The sequence below is a fragment of the Streptomyces sp. Ag109_G2-15 genome (genome assembly GCF_900215565.1).
GTDB classification, from domain to species: Bacteria; Actinomycetota; Actinomycetes; order Streptomycetales; family Streptomycetaceae; genus Streptomyces; species Streptomyces diastatochromogenes.
The window spans coordinates 74,342-87,844 of the sequence record NZ_OCNI01000002.1; the positions used below are offsets into that span (position 1 = coordinate 74,342).

Consider the following 13,503-nt stretch of genomic DNA (forward strand, 5'->3'; position numbering starts at 1 on the left):
GAACTCGTGAAGACTCACGGGCAAGTCTGGAAGCGAAGTGCACGGGCGCGAGCGCCAAGGCCCAAGGCTGTCCCCGTGCGCGGCGGGAACAGCCGATCCGGCCAGCGCTGTTGCACCGGCCGAGGGACCGGGGCCGCACGGGCGGGGAACAGAGGGACCAAAAGATCGTCCGCCCGACGCGATCCGGGGCCCCGGGTCCGGTACGCCCGGCCACCCGATATCGGGGCGACCGCTTATGCGCCTGCCCCGGACTCGGACAGAGGCCTATTCACACAGGAGGACTGTTTTATGAATGACCGACCCTTGACGCTCATGGCGGTGCACGCCCACCCCGACGATGAGGCCACTGGAACGGGAGGTGTCCTCGCGCGATACGCGGCGGAGGGCATTCGCACGGTCCTCGTGACGTGCACCGACGGCGGTTGCGGTGACGGACCGGGGGGTGTCAAGCCGGGCGATCCCGGGCACGATCCGGCGGCCGTCGCCTTGATGCGGCGTCAGGAACTCGAGGCAAGCTGCGAAGTCCTGAAGGTCAGTCATCTCGAGATGCTGGACTACGCCGACTCCGGGATGATGGGCTGGCCGGCCAATGACGCCCCCGGCTCCTTCTGGCAGACACCCGTGGAGGAGGGCGCTGCCCGACTCGCGGAACTCTTGCGGCGCTACCAGCCCGACGTGGTCGTCACCTACGACGAGAACGGCTTCTACGGCCACCCCGACCACATCCAGGCCAACCGCATCACGATGGCGGCGCTGGCGATGACCACGCTGACACCGAAGGTGTACTGGACGACGGTGCCGCGTTCGATGATGCAGCGGTTCGGGGAGGTCATGCGCGAGTTCGGTGCGAACGGGCAGGAGCCGGATCCCGCTGAGGCCGCCGCGATGGCCGACATCGGACTCCCCGACGAGGAGATCACCACCTGGGTGGACACCACCGCGTTCGGCGGCCAGAAGTTCGATGCGCTGGCCGCACATGCCAGCCAGGGCGAGAACATCTTCTTCCTCAGGATGGGCCAGGAGAGGTTCACCGAGTTGATGGGCGTCGAGACCTTCGTACGTGTCCAGGACACCACCGGAGCAGCCGTGCCCGAGAACGACCTGTTCGCCGGACTGCGCTGATCCGCCCGCCCCCCGAAGGTCAGAGAGCTCATGGTCCGTACGGCTCGATCGGGCGTGCTCGCACACCCGGAGGCTTGGCCGGGCAACTGGCGTTCCGCGCCCGGTGACAGGCAGACAGCCCGGTCCCGCACCACCTGTGGTGGTGCGGGACCGGGACGGGGCGGGGAGGTCGCTACACGAGTGGTCGTCGATGCCGAGAACAACGCTCTGATGTTCTCCCGGCAGCCGATCCCCTACCCGCGCGGGGATCGGCCGCGATACCTGCGCCAGCTCGGTCTCTACGGCTTCACCGGAACGGCCCTCAGCATGTTCCGGCATCTGCCGTGGAAATGCTGCGCTTCATCGAACACGGTCACGGCGTACGGATGCTCGGCGTCGTGGACGAAGGGTCGGAGGTCGACACCCCCGAGGACCTCGCGAGGGCCGGCACCTTGTTGCGGACTCACACCAAGAGTGCGATCTCCAACTCCTCCTGATGACCGCGGTCGACGGCCGCTCCCTGCAGTCCGGCGCCCTGCTCGCACGCTTCACCGCTGGCCTTGCCGGCGACGACCCCACCGGGCCGGAGGCGGAAGGCCGATTTCATCCCCGGCTGTACCCGCACCGGACCCTCCGTATGATCCGTCGCCAGGAGCGCCTTGTCCTGTGTTGAACTCGGCTCCAGCGCGCTCTGGGAGGTCTGCGAAAGGCATCCGACCCGCCGTGAAGAAGACGGACTGCACTGCTGGCTGACTCCCAGAAGCAGGAGCAGTTGGTCGTCGGGCTCCACTCCAGCTAGAGCGGGGCCGCCGACTGGCTGGCAGATGAGTGGAGCCGGGAGGTTCGGCCTCTTCGGGGGCCGTATGGCCCGTACCCTTCGTGGTGTCTACGGCGTCACGTAGCGAGCGCCATACTCTGGAGGCAACACCTCGTGCTCATTGCTCAGCGTCCGTCTCTGACCGAAGAGGTCGTCGACGAGTTCCGCTCCCGGTTCGTGATCGAGCCGCTGGAGCCGGGCTTCGGCTACACCCTCGGCAACTCCCTCCGCCGTACCCTCCTGTCGTCGATCCCCGGCGCTGCTGTCACCAGCATCCGCATCGACGGCGTCCTGCACGAGTTCACCACCGTGCCGGGCGTCAAGGAGGACGTCACCGACCTGATCCTCAACATCAAGCAGCTGGTCGTCTCCTCGGAGCACGACGAGCCGGTCGTGATGTACCTGCGCAAGCAGGGTCCGGGTCTGGTCACCGCCGCCGACATCGCGCCCCCGGCCGGTGTCGAGGTGCACAACCCCGACCTCGTCCTCGCCACGCTCAACGGCAAGGGCAAGCTGGAGATGGAGCTGACCGTCGAGCGCGGTCGCGGTTACGTCTCCGCCGTGCAGAACAAGCAGGTGGGCCAGGAGATCGGCCGTATCCCGGTCGACTCCATCTACTCGCCGGTTCTCAAGGTCACGTACAAGGTCGAGGCCACGCGTGTCGAGCAGCGCACCGACTTCGACAAGCTGATCGTCGACGTCGAGACCAAGCAGGCGATGCGTCCCCGTGACGCCATGGCCTCCGCGGGTAAGACCCTGGTCGAGCTGTTCGGTCTCGCCCGCGAGCTGAACATCGACGCCGAGGGCATCGACATGGGCCCGTCCCCCACGGACGCCGCCCTTGCCGCCGACCTGGCGCTGCCGATCGAGGAGCTCGAGCTCACCGTTCGGTCCTACAACTGCCTCAAGCGTGAGGGCGTCCACTCGGTGGGTGAGCTCCTGGCGCGCTCCGAGGCCGACCTCCTGGACATCCGCAACTTCGGTGCGAAGTCCATCGACGAGGTCAAGGCGAAGCTGGCTGGCCTGGGCCTGGGCCTGAAGGACAGCCCGCCCGGATTCGACCCGACCGCTGCCGCCTTGGGCGCGGACGACGACGCGGACGCGGGTTTCATCGAGACCGATCAATACTGAACGCCGCGCCGAGTCGCGCGGGAGCCACTCCTGGAGCGGCCAGGCAGATGCCGAGCCCTTCCCCCTCGACCCTCGAAGGCCAGGCATCCGCCCGCGAACACGAAAGCCGTCCCGGTGACACGGGGCCTGCCTCTTCGGCGTCCGCAACTCATTCGGCTTGCGGCCGCTGAGCGAGGACCGCGGTCTGCCGGTAGGCGCCTCAGACGGACTACGGAACGCGTTCAACGCGTGGGGCGGGCCACAGGACTCGCACGGAACGAGGTGGATCAGCCGGGCCGAGTTGGCAGCCGCCAACTGGGACGAGACCGATCGGTCCGGCACGCTCAGCCGAACCACCGTTGCCGGGGCAGGGACCCACTGGGCGCCGATCTGGAACGTGATGCGGACTTTGGCCGAGCTACATGGACCAGAGCATGTGCGACTCGTGGCCTGGTTCGACTCGATGCGCCCCCACCCCTTCGTTCGATTCCGCTCACGCGCGGCCCGCCGAGCCATAGCCGTACCTGTCCTGCCGCCACCACAATTGGAGCGAGAAGCCACCCTGCAGAGCCGGAGTGCCGATGCTCGACTCCTTGAATGTCGCGGTGTCACTCTTGATCGCCCTGGCCGCGCTGGCAGTGGCAGTGCATCAAGTCCGAAGGGCCACACGGATTGCCACGGACACCAACGGGCTCAGCGTTTTCTCGGCCCTCTACCGCGAGTTGCGGTCCGTGGAGTTCCGGCGTGACCTGGACCTGGTCATCCGCCATCCACCCCGGACGGGGCTGGTGGAGGGCTGGGGCGGTGACGGCACTCCGGAGGAGGAACGACGCATCGACGCCGCCTTCAACGTCTGCGCGACGCTCGAGTGGCTTGGCATCCTGATCGCATTCAGACTCATCGACGAGAAGCTCGTCGTCTCCGCGAATGCCACGATGATCATCCGGGCGTGGATCGCGCTGCAGCCCTTCGTTGAGCGTGAGCGTTCCCGTCGCCGCGACACCGGGATGGCCGGTGTCCCACCAGGCTTCATGCCCTTCTTCGAGCATCTGGCCGCTCGCACCGTCCAACACAGGTCCGGCGCCCGAGGCCGACAGCTGATCGCAAGCCTGAAGTTGAAAACAATGCCCGACACCCTCCACGTCCTCGACGTGGCCCCGCCACTTCAATCGCCCGATCCGCTGCCAGCCCCGCGCGGCCAGAGTACGGATCCCGCAACACCGCTGGACTGACCTCACAGCAGTTCTCCGCATCCGCCGCGGTGCGCGGCGTCGTGCATCCATCACACCTCGGCTCGACAACGGAGCGCGCATCCCGCTTCTCACGTAGTCATCACGGAAGCGCGGTCAGAAGGATGTCGGGATAGTCCTGGGAATCAGGTCGAGTGCCTGCGGGTAGCCCCTCAGACCTCGGGGTCGCGCAGGCCGACGCAGTCAAAGGCCCAAAAGACCTCTGAGTAAACGAAGGTGCCCGTCATCCACGGCTCGTGAGCGGACAACCGGGCGACCTGGAACGCGGCTTCAGGAATACGCAGCGACGGCGAACGGAAGCCCACCGCGCTGGCACCCTCGAAGCCCCGCGTGCCGTAGTAGCGCGGCGAACCCTCCAGGAATACCAACGGCACACCCTGGCTGTCGGCCGCCGCGAGGGCGTACTCGATGAGCTGAGTACCGATGCCCCGACGCTGGAACTCCGGGACCACGCCCAGCGGTGACAGGCACAGGACATCCACGATCCGGCGCGGAGCGTCCAACCGCGTCGCGCTCAGCAGGACATGCCCGACGATCCGGTCATCAACGGTGGCGACGAAGGACATCGGCGCCAACGCAGCCTCCGCAACGCGAAGTGCCTCCACGAGCCCGGGAACCCGCTCGCTGTCACCGAAGGCGCGCGTATGAACCTCGCGCACTTCTCGGTGATCGTCAGCGTTCTCTTGCCGGATCACCAGCCCGGCACCACCGGGAGCGATCCGGGAGCCTTCAGGCGCATCGTGTGACGTCATGGCCGCGAGGGTAGATCGCGGGGCGGCTCGTGCGCGAGGCAATTGCGCACCAGGTCGTAAGGGCTGGGTCTAAGGGTTCGCAGAGAATCAAGGTGTTGCTTCGCGGGATGCGGCTCGTTCTTGCGGTACGAGCGTCTCCGATGAGGTCCGTGGGCACCTCGCTGTGAAGTTCGGGGCGTTGTTCCCGCATCTGGACGAGCGTCAGCGGCGGCTCATGATGGGTGCCGAGGCCCGGATCCTGGGGCATGGCGGTGTCCGGGCGGTCGCGCGGGCGGCGCAGGTCAGCGAGACGACGGTCGCAAGGGCGTGGAGGAGCTGGAGGCCGGTGAGGAGCTTCTGGGGCGGGTCCGCAGGCCCGGTGGTGGTCGGAAGAGAAGGCTGCGGACCTTGATACGGGTCTGCGGCCCGCGCTGCTGGCACTGGTGCAACCCGACGAGCGGGGCGATCCGATGTCGCCGCTGCGCTGGACGGTGGAGTCGACCAGCAACCTCGCGGCCGCACTCACCCGTCAGGGGCACAGGGTGAGCGCGGACACGGTCGGAGACCTGCTGCGTGAGGAAGGCTTCAGCCTGCAGGCAGGCGCCAAGACCATCAAGGGCAAGCAGCACCCCGACCGTGACGAAAGGAACTCGTCGGCGACTACAGGAATGCTGGCTACCAGTGGCGGCCGGCGCCGGTGAGCCGGTACTGGTCAAGACGCACGATTTCCTGGACCGGCAGGGACCGGGCAAGGCGATCCCGTACGCGGGTGAGGGGCCGGGGCTCGGGACGGGTGTCGATGGCAGGGATGACCTGCTACAGGCCAGGCCAGCACCCAATGGCTTCGGGCACGTGGGCTGGGGAGGGCCGATGCCTCCACCGGGGCACGGGCCGCACCGGTACTTCTTCCGCCTGTACGCCCTGTCCGAGCCGCTGCCGCTGCACGACCGCCCGGGTGTCGAGGACGTGCACCGTGCCCTGAAGGGCAGGGAGCTGGCCTCCGGCACTCTGGTCGGGACCTCTCAGCGCTGAGCGCGTCACCGCTGGTCGTAGCCGTGGGCGCCGTACAGCCGGACGAACCGGGCCGCGGTGACCGTCCTGCGGTGCACCAGGTTCTGGGCCCGCCGCTCGTACAGCTCGACGCGCTCCTGCCCGCCCTGCCCGATCGGCTGGACGAGCCGGCCACCGGTGCGGAGCTGATCCACGAGCGGCTCAGGCACGCGCGGGAAGGCCGCGCAGACGATGACGGCGTCGTACGGGGCACGAGTCGGCATCCCGAGGGTTCCGTCGCCGAGTACGACCTCGGCATTGCCGACGCCCTGTCCGGCCAGCCGCAGGCGGGCCTCGTCGACCAGGTCGGGCCAGCGCTCGACGCTGACGACGTACGCGGCCAAGCGGGCCAGCAGCGCGGTCTGCCAGCCGTATCCGGTCCCGACCTCCAGGACCTGTTCGTCTCCGGTGAGGCCGAGAGCGGAGACCATCATGGCGATCAGCGAGGGCTGGGTGGTCACCTGCCCGTGGGGGAGCGGAACGGGCGTGTCCCGGTACGCGGATGTCACCTCGTCCGCGGGGACGAATGCCGCCCGGGGGATGCTCCGTACGGCCTCCAGGAGACGGGCGTCGGTCACGCCCACGGCGTGGGCGGCGCGGACCAGGTCCTCGGGGGTCCCTTCATGGGTCATCGGACCACGGGGCCGTGACGGCGGCGCCGGCGGCCCCGGTCGTGGTGCGTTCCAGAAGCCGCGCGGCGTGATCGTGCGCGCCGCCCGACGTCGCCTCGTCGCCCACGTGCTTGGCGCCGTTCTCGCGGTACTCGTTGCGGTGCCGGTGAGCGGGGTCCGGTTCCGGCCAGGCGCAGCCCGGGCAGTCGAAGCCCTTGGTCTCGTTGAGGTTGAGCAGCGTCAGCGCCGTACGGCGGACCGTCGTCTGCTCCAGGGAGTACCGCAGCGGGTTGGCCACCGCTGGCACGCCTACCGCCCAGGTCTTGGGCGGTGTGATCGAAACGTCCGTCTCCTCCGCGCCGCTCCTGTTCCTGTCCATGTGCCCCATCCGCCGCTCATAGGCTGCGCTGCCGCTCCAGCCCAGTGTCGGCATGTTCCGCGCACGGCGCGATCCGGGGCGGTCGGGCGCAAGGAGCGACCCGTGATCCGGGAGGCGCAGCGCGTCGGCGTCAGGACTTGGTCCCCGGGTCGGTGTACCGCAGCAGAGCGCCCACGCCCTCGTACAGCCTCAGCTCGCTCTCCGGTACGACGACCAGCTCGGCACCGGTGCCGACAAGGGCCCGGACGAGGGCCTCGTCGGCGCGTTCCTCGCGCGGGGCCCGCACGCCGAAGGACATCAGCTCCGCCTCGGTCAGGGCGAGCTGAGTGGGCTGGGAGCCCGCCCAGAGCCGCACCGAAGACCCTGGCGGCCGGTTCAGCAGCAGTGCCGCGACCTGGCCGCGCTGGAGGGCGGCGACGGTGGCGGCCAGCCCCTCCGTCATGGGGCCGTCCAGGGCACGCCGGCCGATGAAGATGTCCACGAGTTCCCGGTCGTGGGCGGCCATGCGGCCGCGGAAGACGCCGTCGAGCTGCGGCTCCAACAGGGCGCGTCCGGTGTCGGTGGGGGTCCTGCCGCCCACGCGTACGACCTTGTCCCGCAGGGTGTGCGGCAGGCGGCGGATCAGTACGTTGCACGCCCATTCGTCCCCGCCCACGACGACGGCGTCGGCATGGGCGCGCCGCGCCCGTTCGTCCAGCGGGTGACCGAGTCCGAGGGAGGTGCGGTGCCAGTTCGCCACCGCGACGTGGCGGTGCAGCCGCTCACCCGGGGTGACGGTGGACGCGGGCCAGGTGCCGGTCTCCGCCTCCAGAGTGACCCAGCCGTGGGTCTCGGCGGTCGGAAGGCCGCCGTAGTGGACGACTACAGCCATGTAGGGGATCTCCGGAAGGTGCTGGGTGACCAGGGGCATCGCGTCCGGCAGGGTGCTGTAGCGCGCGGAGTCGTGCTCGGGCGGCCTGGGCAGCTCCCCGTCCAGGACGAGCGTGCCGTGGGCGGCGAAGATGGCCTGACCGTGCATGCCCGGCACGTCTGTGTCGGCGCCGACCACCTCCTCCAGTACGTTCAGCAGCGCCGGGTCCGAGCCCTGACGGGACAGACTCTCGCGCAGCCGTCCCCAGCGCAGCGCGATCGCCCGCTCGGGATGCGGGACGTTTCGGGAGGTGTCCAGGTACACGGAGGCGAACGGGCCCGGCTCCGCGTAGAGGGGTTCAAGGAACGACAACCTCATCGCCACTCCTCGTCGATGGCTTCCCCTCCTTTGATGATGCGCGCCCCGGGGGCGATGGAGCTCGACGAGCGCAAAGCGGTGCGGAACGCGGGGCGGTCAGGCGCCGGCCGGCAGCAGCCGGCCCATCGTGAGCCAGCTGCGCCACCGCCACCGTCGACGATCGGGCCAGCGCCCTCTGCAGTACTGGCAATGCCGGTTTAGCTGCGGAATGGGCTGCGATAAGGACAGGACGACCTTCAACGCGCCTTTCCGGCACCGTGACGACACCGACTCCATGGCCGAGCACCAGATCGCACTAGCGTTCCGGGAACGCTTCGCCCGCCAGGATGCAGCCGAGGCCGCTCTGGACCAGCACCTCCAGCACACCACCGACCTCGTTCTCGGGGAGTCGGACGGTCCTGCGGCATGGCCGGTCGTCGCCGCACGGCCCGCACGCCTCATCCCCCGGATGGTGCCGGCGCTGTCACGGTCAGAGGCGCAGCACGTCATGTCCCAAGGCGCTAAGCGGGCGGAGACCCTGCTCGCCAGCGCCATCCCGATGCCGCGCCTTCTGGGCCCTCAGCTCTTCCATGATCTCCTCAACAACAATCCGCGCAAGGGCCTGCGACGCTGGGTCGACACCAACATGCTCGTCCCGGCCCGCGCCTCACGCCGGCGCGGCCTGCTGGTGGAGCTGCATCACGACGGCACCGTCGTCACCGCCGTCGACCTCTCCCACCTCGCCCTGCCGCCCAGTCACCCGGCGGTCCCACTGCCGGTGTCCTCACCGGTACTCATCAGCGCGGTCTTCGAGACCGTCGCCCCCAGCACCTGACTTCCGCCGGCCAACGGCTACCGCTGCCATTACGTCACCGACTGGATCGCCGACAAGACCCGCTGGGGCCTGAGCATCGACACCACCGAACAGGCCGCGCTCACCGAAGACCTGAGCCGATGCCCTGACGTCCCCATCACGGTCACCATGGCCCGCTAGTCCCGAAGAATGCCCCGTGCCCTGAACCGGCATGGGTGCCGTCGCGGGTCAGCCCCCTGCTCAATCGGCCAGACTGCGACCGCGGCTTGTGACCCGTACGTTGTGTCTGCACCCGTATGTCCGCAATCCGGACCAAGGAGCTGCGTTCTGGGCGCCGCCGGGGGCCCGCGCATGTCTGAGGCCGCCCCGGCAACACCGGCCGGGCGGCCTCAGGACCGCGGTTGCCGAAGGCGCGGGGTCACGCGAGACCAGTGTGAACCCGCCTCAGCGTGGCCGATCCGCCCTGGCAGCCCGGCCCGGCCGACCGCGGCGGCCCGGACGGCAAGGGGCTTCAGCGAGTGAACAGCTCGAGGTTCTTGCGGACGAAATCGGCTACTCCTGCAGCGGACCGCCCTGTGACCTCTGCCATGCCGTCTGCCTGGCGGTCGTAGCGGCCGGCCGCGTGTAGGCGAGCCATGGTGGAGATGTGCTGGAAGACATGGTCCGGCAGTCCCAGCGCCCCGAGATCGTTGTCGAGCCATTCCTGCAACGGGACGTCGGTGTAGCCGACTGTGCGGTGCAAAGCATCGGAAATCTCCGCGGCCAGAGCGGCGATGTCCTGTGATCGGGGGCCGGTCAGCTCATAGATCCGGCCGATGTGCCGGGCCGGATCGGCCAGAATCTCCTCGACGACCGCGGCAACGTCACCGGCCGCGATCGGGGAGGTTTTCGCCTTGCCGAAGGGCCACCTGATGACGTCGTCCTTGGCGATCGAGGAAAACGCGATCTGGAAGAGCGGGTTCTCCATGAAGACGGTGGGCCTGACCTGGACCACGGGCAGGCCTGACCAATCGAGAACCTGCTCGACCAGCCACTGCTGACGATGCTGATGCGACTCGGAGCCGCTGGTGGCGTCCATCTCGGAGACGGTCAGCTGCGACATGTTCACGAACGCCTCCAGCCCTCCATAGGCGCGCGCGACCGCCGCTGTGGTCACGGCGGCCAGCAGATACTGAGCCGACACGGCCATGCCGAAATACACCCGTCCGCAGCCGTCGAGGGCGTCGGCGACATCACGGGCACACGTCAGATCTCCGACCACGACTTCGGCGCCCGTCGCGCGCAGCGCCTGAGCACGGTCGTCATCCCGGCGCACCAAAGCACGGACCTGGAGGCCCCGGCGCTGAAGACCTTCCACCACTGTCCTGCCGACGGCGCCGACCCTGCCCGCAGCACCGGTCACCAGAATGGGCCGCACGCCTGCTTCCGGGGTGTAGTCCATGGGGGCAGCCTGCGGCCTGCACGACCAGGGCGCAACCGGGGTGACGTCCACCCCCGGACCACCCCAGGGAACGCTGTTTTTGAGACGATCGGATCCTCGCGGGCAGAGATCCGGGTGAGTCCGTCCACGGCGATCGACGACATGCGGCTGCCTGCGAAGAGATCCGCACGCGTCCAAAGCCCGGCCCGGCTCGCCCGCCCGCCCGAACACCAGGGCGACGCGCCGTGGACGGTGATGGCCGACCCGGAAGGCAATGTGTTCAGCGTCCTGGAGCCCCGAGAGCTCTACCGGGACACCGGGCCCATAGCCCCAGTGGTCGTCGACTGCGCCGACCCACGGGCCATGGTCCGGGTCTGGGGCGAGGCGATCGACTGGACCGTCCACGAGCTGACCGACGACCGCGCCCTGCTGCGCTCCGTCAAGGGCGTCGGGCCGTACCTGGAGTTCCGCCGCCCACCCGACGACGAGGCCGTATGGAACCGTGTCCATCTCGACGTGATGTCCGACCCAGTCGAGGATCAGGCGAAGGAGGTCGCCCGGCTCGAAGGCCTCGGCGCGATACGGGCCGATGTGGGTCAGGGTGACGTCTCCTGGGTCGTCCTGGCCGACCCGGAGGGCAACAAGTTCTGCGTCCTCGGCCGGGGCTGACGCTGAACTCCGTCCGCTTCCTCATGGCGGTGCGGCAGTGCGCGGCGCCGGGCCCCGCCCTCCCCGGCCGCTAACTCACGACAGCCTGACCGACACATACGGCAGAAGAGCCCTCTTTCCGCTGTTGGTGGGGAGCGCCCAGGCTTCCGCGGGGGTCAGTACAAGAAGTCTCGGCGAGTAGTCGTTGTAGGAGTGGAGGTAGACACCCTCGGCATCGGCTGGCATCGGCGCCTGGCTGTCACCGAGCAGGGTGTAGACCAACAGGAGTGGGAGTCAGGCGAGTCAGCCCCGGACGTACCGCGGGTACACGTTGATGTTCCGATCGCGCGAGGTCTTGACCTGGATCGGTTGGGGTCCAGCCGTAGTCGGCTGGGGAGACGAGCAGGTCGATGCCGTTGTATCGGATCGGGTCCGCGGTCTCCATCCGGCGTGCACGAGTTCACCGATGCGCCAGTGCCGTTCGATGGTCTCGACCTGCTGCGGGTCGAGGTCCGATGCCATCAACTGGCTCCGTTCAACGTCTCGTCCGGCCCCGGTTCCGCGAGATAGCGGTGCACAGAGGTCTTGGGGACGTCGGTCTTCGCGGCGATCTCGCCGAGGCTGCTCCCCTGCTGTTCGAGCAGCCGCGCGTACTCGATTTTGCCGGCGGGGTGGGCGACGGGGCGGCCGGTGCGGCGGCCAGCGGCTTCGGCCACGGCTCGGGCGTGGGCGGCGCGTTCGGCGGTGAAGGTGCGTTCCATCTCGGCGAAGAGTGCCAGCAGCAGGAAGGCGATGCGGCCCACGCCCTCGTCGGCGGTGTTGATCGGTAGCGGGTCGGCCAGTGAGCGCACGCCGATCTGCTTGCCGTTCAGGTCGTGGACAAGGTTGAGGACTTCGCGCAGGTTGTGGCCGCTTCCGGCCTCATCTCAACCGCAACGGCGAGTCAGTCGCCGAGGACCCGCTCCCACAGTAGCCCGTCCCGCCAACTCCCGTCGAGAAAGATCGAGGAGTGCGCGACGCCGTACGGGCTGAACCCGTTGCGGCGCAGCACCCGCTGCGACGGCAGATTCTCCAGATTGGTGGACGCCTCGGCGCGGTGCAACCCGAGTTCGTCCGTCATCACCCGGAGTACAAGCCCGACGGCGTGCCCGGCGTGCCCTTGATTCTGGGCGACGCTGGCGATCCAGTATCCGACGGAGCCGCGGCGCAGGTGCGGCTGCGGCAGGATGCCTCCGACGGTGACCTGCCCGATCACCTGGTCGTCGGCGAGCACCACGCCTGGCCAGACCGAGCCGGCCCGGTATCCGGCCAGCAGCCTGTCGATCCGCTCCGCCTGGCCCTCCGGGGTGAAGAAGTCGGCCGATTGGGCCGGTTCCCACGGCCGGAAAGCCTCGAAGTCCCGCACCCGATGCGCGGCTATCGGGGCGGCATCGGCGGGCTCGATCAGGCGGATCCTGGTGCTGTTGGGCATGGGCTGATCCTCGTCGCGGTGCGTCGGATGAGACCGGCCAGCCTATGCGAGGGTGCCCGCGCCGCCGCACCCTACGCCCGCCGAAGGATCGAGTCGATCGCGCAGCTCGTGTTCTCGATACCCTGCACGCAGAAAGTGCCTTCCACTTGGACCGACAGAACCCCTCGACAAGGTTCATCGTCCCAGCTCAGAAGGCACTTCGGTATTCCCTCCCCGCTTCCGGCCTCATCTCAACCGAAACGGCGAGGTTAGATGTCCGAGTCCGCGTCCGCCCCGCCCATCCCAACCCCTCCCTCAACTCCAGCCAGAGACAGGGCAAAAGCGCCGCAACGGGGATGTCAGCACCCGACCATGCCCGTACTCCGTGATGACCTGCGCGAACCCCAGGAGGCCGTGAGGGCCCGGGCAACCTCCATCACACCAGGCAGGCGCAACATCTGCCGCAACGGTGCCCCGGTCAGCGGTCCAGTGCGGGCAGGTGGGCCAGGCCGGTGTCAAGCATGATGCGGTCGACGGTCTCGTGCAGGGCGCTGTCGGCACCGATGACGGCCTCGAGCCCGCCGGGCAGCAGATCGCGCGGCCGGTACCAGTCGCGCAATTGCGTCTCGTCGACGTCATCGGCGATCGGCTTGGTGGCATGCCGGGCGAGAGTCTCGTCGAACGGCACGTCGAGGTAGTAGCCGTGGGTCGGGCCGCGGTGGTCGGCACGCAGTTGGGCGAGCATGTCGCCGTAGCGGTCGGCGTAGAGGATGCCTTTGGTGGTGGAGGCAGTGTCGACGGCTCGTCCCAGCCGGTGCCCTGCCCAGCGTCAGCGCCACCGCGTGCCCGCCAGGCCGTTTTGACCCGCCCTCCCCGGCCTGAAGGACGCCCCGTGCCGACCCGGCCCCCGTACAC

Annotated in this window: 12 protein-coding genes and 4 pseudogenes; 8 read left to right on the plus strand and 8 right to left on the minus strand. The window is 68.9% G+C overall.

The features are described 5' to 3' along the window. The first annotated feature begins 288 nt into the window (after positions 1-288). The 4 genes from CRP49_RS36725 (at position 289) to CRP49_RS36740 (ending at position 4,260) form a co-directional block, all read left to right on the plus strand. Entirely contained in the window at positions 289-1,122 is an 834-nt protein-coding gene (locus CRP49_RS36725; protein ID WP_097257786.1) for a PIG-L family deacetylase, read from the plus strand. 329 nt (positions 1,123-1,451) lie between these two features. Beyond that, positions 1,452-1,598 (plus strand): hypothetical protein, encoded by a 147-nt coding sequence (locus CRP49_RS48470; RefSeq protein ID WP_257033739.1) that lies wholly within the window; start codon positions 1,452-1,454, stop codon positions 1,596-1,598. A 434-nt stretch (positions 1,599-2,032) separates the two neighbouring features. Beyond that, entirely contained in the window at positions 2,033-3,049 is a 1,017-nt protein-coding gene (locus tag CRP49_RS36735; RefSeq protein WP_097257787.1) for a DNA-directed RNA polymerase subunit alpha, read from the plus strand. A gap of 560 nt (positions 3,050-3,609) precedes the next feature. Next, complete coding sequence (locus tag CRP49_RS36740) at positions 3,610-4,260, plus strand: hypothetical protein (RefSeq protein WP_097257788.1); 651 nt, start codon at positions 3,610-3,612, stop codon at positions 4,258-4,260. 170 nt (positions 4,261-4,430) lie between these two features. Here CRP49_RS36740 and CRP49_RS36745 read toward each other — a convergent pair whose 3' ends face one another. After that, the gene (locus CRP49_RS36745) at positions 4,431-4,973 is read right to left on the minus strand and encodes a GNAT family N-acetyltransferase (RefSeq protein WP_097257789.1); all 543 of its coding nucleotides are present in this window, start codon (positions 4,971-4,973) and stop codon (positions 4,431-4,433) included. Positions 4,974-5,247: 274 nt separating this feature from the next. Here CRP49_RS36745 and CRP49_RS36750 point away from each other — a divergent pair. Then, positions 5,248-5,774 (plus strand): annotated as a pseudogene (locus tag CRP49_RS36750) (ISAzo13 family transposase); the annotation flags it as partial. A 48-nt stretch (positions 5,775-5,822) separates the two neighbouring features. Then, positions 5,823-6,041, plus strand: a complete 219-nt coding sequence (locus tag CRP49_RS36755) for a hypothetical protein (protein ID WP_306459807.1) — start codon at positions 5,823-5,825, stop codon at positions 6,039-6,041. A 5-nt stretch (positions 6,042-6,046) separates the two neighbouring features. On the opposite strand, the gene CRP49_RS36760 is transcribed toward CRP49_RS36755, so the two are convergent. The 3 genes and pseudogenes from CRP49_RS36760 to CRP49_RS36770 all read right to left on the minus strand — a co-directional run bounded on the left by CRP49_RS36760 (position 6,047) and on the right by CRP49_RS36770 (position 8,277). Then, positions 6,047-6,691, minus strand: a complete 645-nt coding sequence (locus CRP49_RS36760; protein WP_097257790.1) for a protein-L-isoaspartate(D-aspartate) O-methyltransferase — start codon at positions 6,689-6,691, stop codon at positions 6,047-6,049. A gap of 85 nt (positions 6,692-6,776) precedes the next feature. After that, positions 6,777-7,049 (minus strand): annotated as a pseudogene (locus CRP49_RS36765) (hypothetical protein); the annotation flags it as partial. A 130-nt stretch (positions 7,050-7,179) separates the two neighbouring features. After that, positions 7,180-8,277 carry a hypothetical protein gene (locus CRP49_RS36770; RefSeq protein ID WP_097257791.1) on the minus strand — a complete coding sequence of 366 codons (1,098 nt, stop codon included), beginning with the start codon at positions 8,275-8,277 and terminating at the stop codon, positions 7,180-7,182. A 274-nt stretch (positions 8,278-8,551) separates the two neighbouring features. Here CRP49_RS36770 and CRP49_RS47195 point away from each other — a divergent pair, with 274 nt between their 5' ends. Continuing rightward, the gene (locus CRP49_RS47195; RefSeq protein WP_179851952.1) at positions 8,552-9,091 is read left to right on the plus strand and encodes a hypothetical protein; all 540 of its coding nucleotides are present in this window, start codon (positions 8,552-8,554) and stop codon (positions 9,089-9,091) included. A gap of 490 nt (positions 9,092-9,581) precedes the next feature. On the opposite strand, the gene CRP49_RS36780 is transcribed toward CRP49_RS47195, so the two are convergent. Next, positions 9,582-10,511 (minus strand): NAD(P)H-binding protein, encoded by a 930-nt coding sequence (locus tag CRP49_RS36780; protein ID WP_097259216.1) that lies wholly within the window; start codon positions 10,509-10,511, stop codon positions 9,582-9,584. A 210-nt stretch (positions 10,512-10,721) separates the two neighbouring features. Here CRP49_RS36780 and CRP49_RS36785 point away from each other — a divergent pair. Beyond that, positions 10,722-11,159, plus strand: a pseudogene (locus tag CRP49_RS36785) (VOC family protein); the annotation flags it as partial. Positions 11,160-11,659: 500 nt separating this feature from the next. Here CRP49_RS36785 and CRP49_RS36790 read toward each other — a convergent pair. The 3 genes and pseudogenes from CRP49_RS36790 to CRP49_RS36800 all read right to left on the minus strand — a co-directional run. Next, positions 11,660-12,040: a recombinase family protein gene (locus tag CRP49_RS36790; protein WP_306459808.1), complete on the minus strand. Its 381-nt coding sequence runs from the start codon at positions 12,038-12,040 to the stop codon at positions 11,660-11,662. A 41-nt stretch (positions 12,041-12,081) separates the two neighbouring features. After that, entirely contained in the window at positions 12,082-12,609 is a 528-nt protein-coding gene (locus CRP49_RS36795) for a GNAT family N-acetyltransferase (RefSeq protein ID WP_097257792.1), read from the minus strand. A 457-nt stretch (positions 12,610-13,066) separates the two neighbouring features. Beyond that, a pseudogene (locus tag CRP49_RS36800) lies at positions 13,067-13,366 on the minus strand (kinase); the annotation flags it as partial. Positions 13,367-13,503 lie beyond the last annotated feature (137 nt).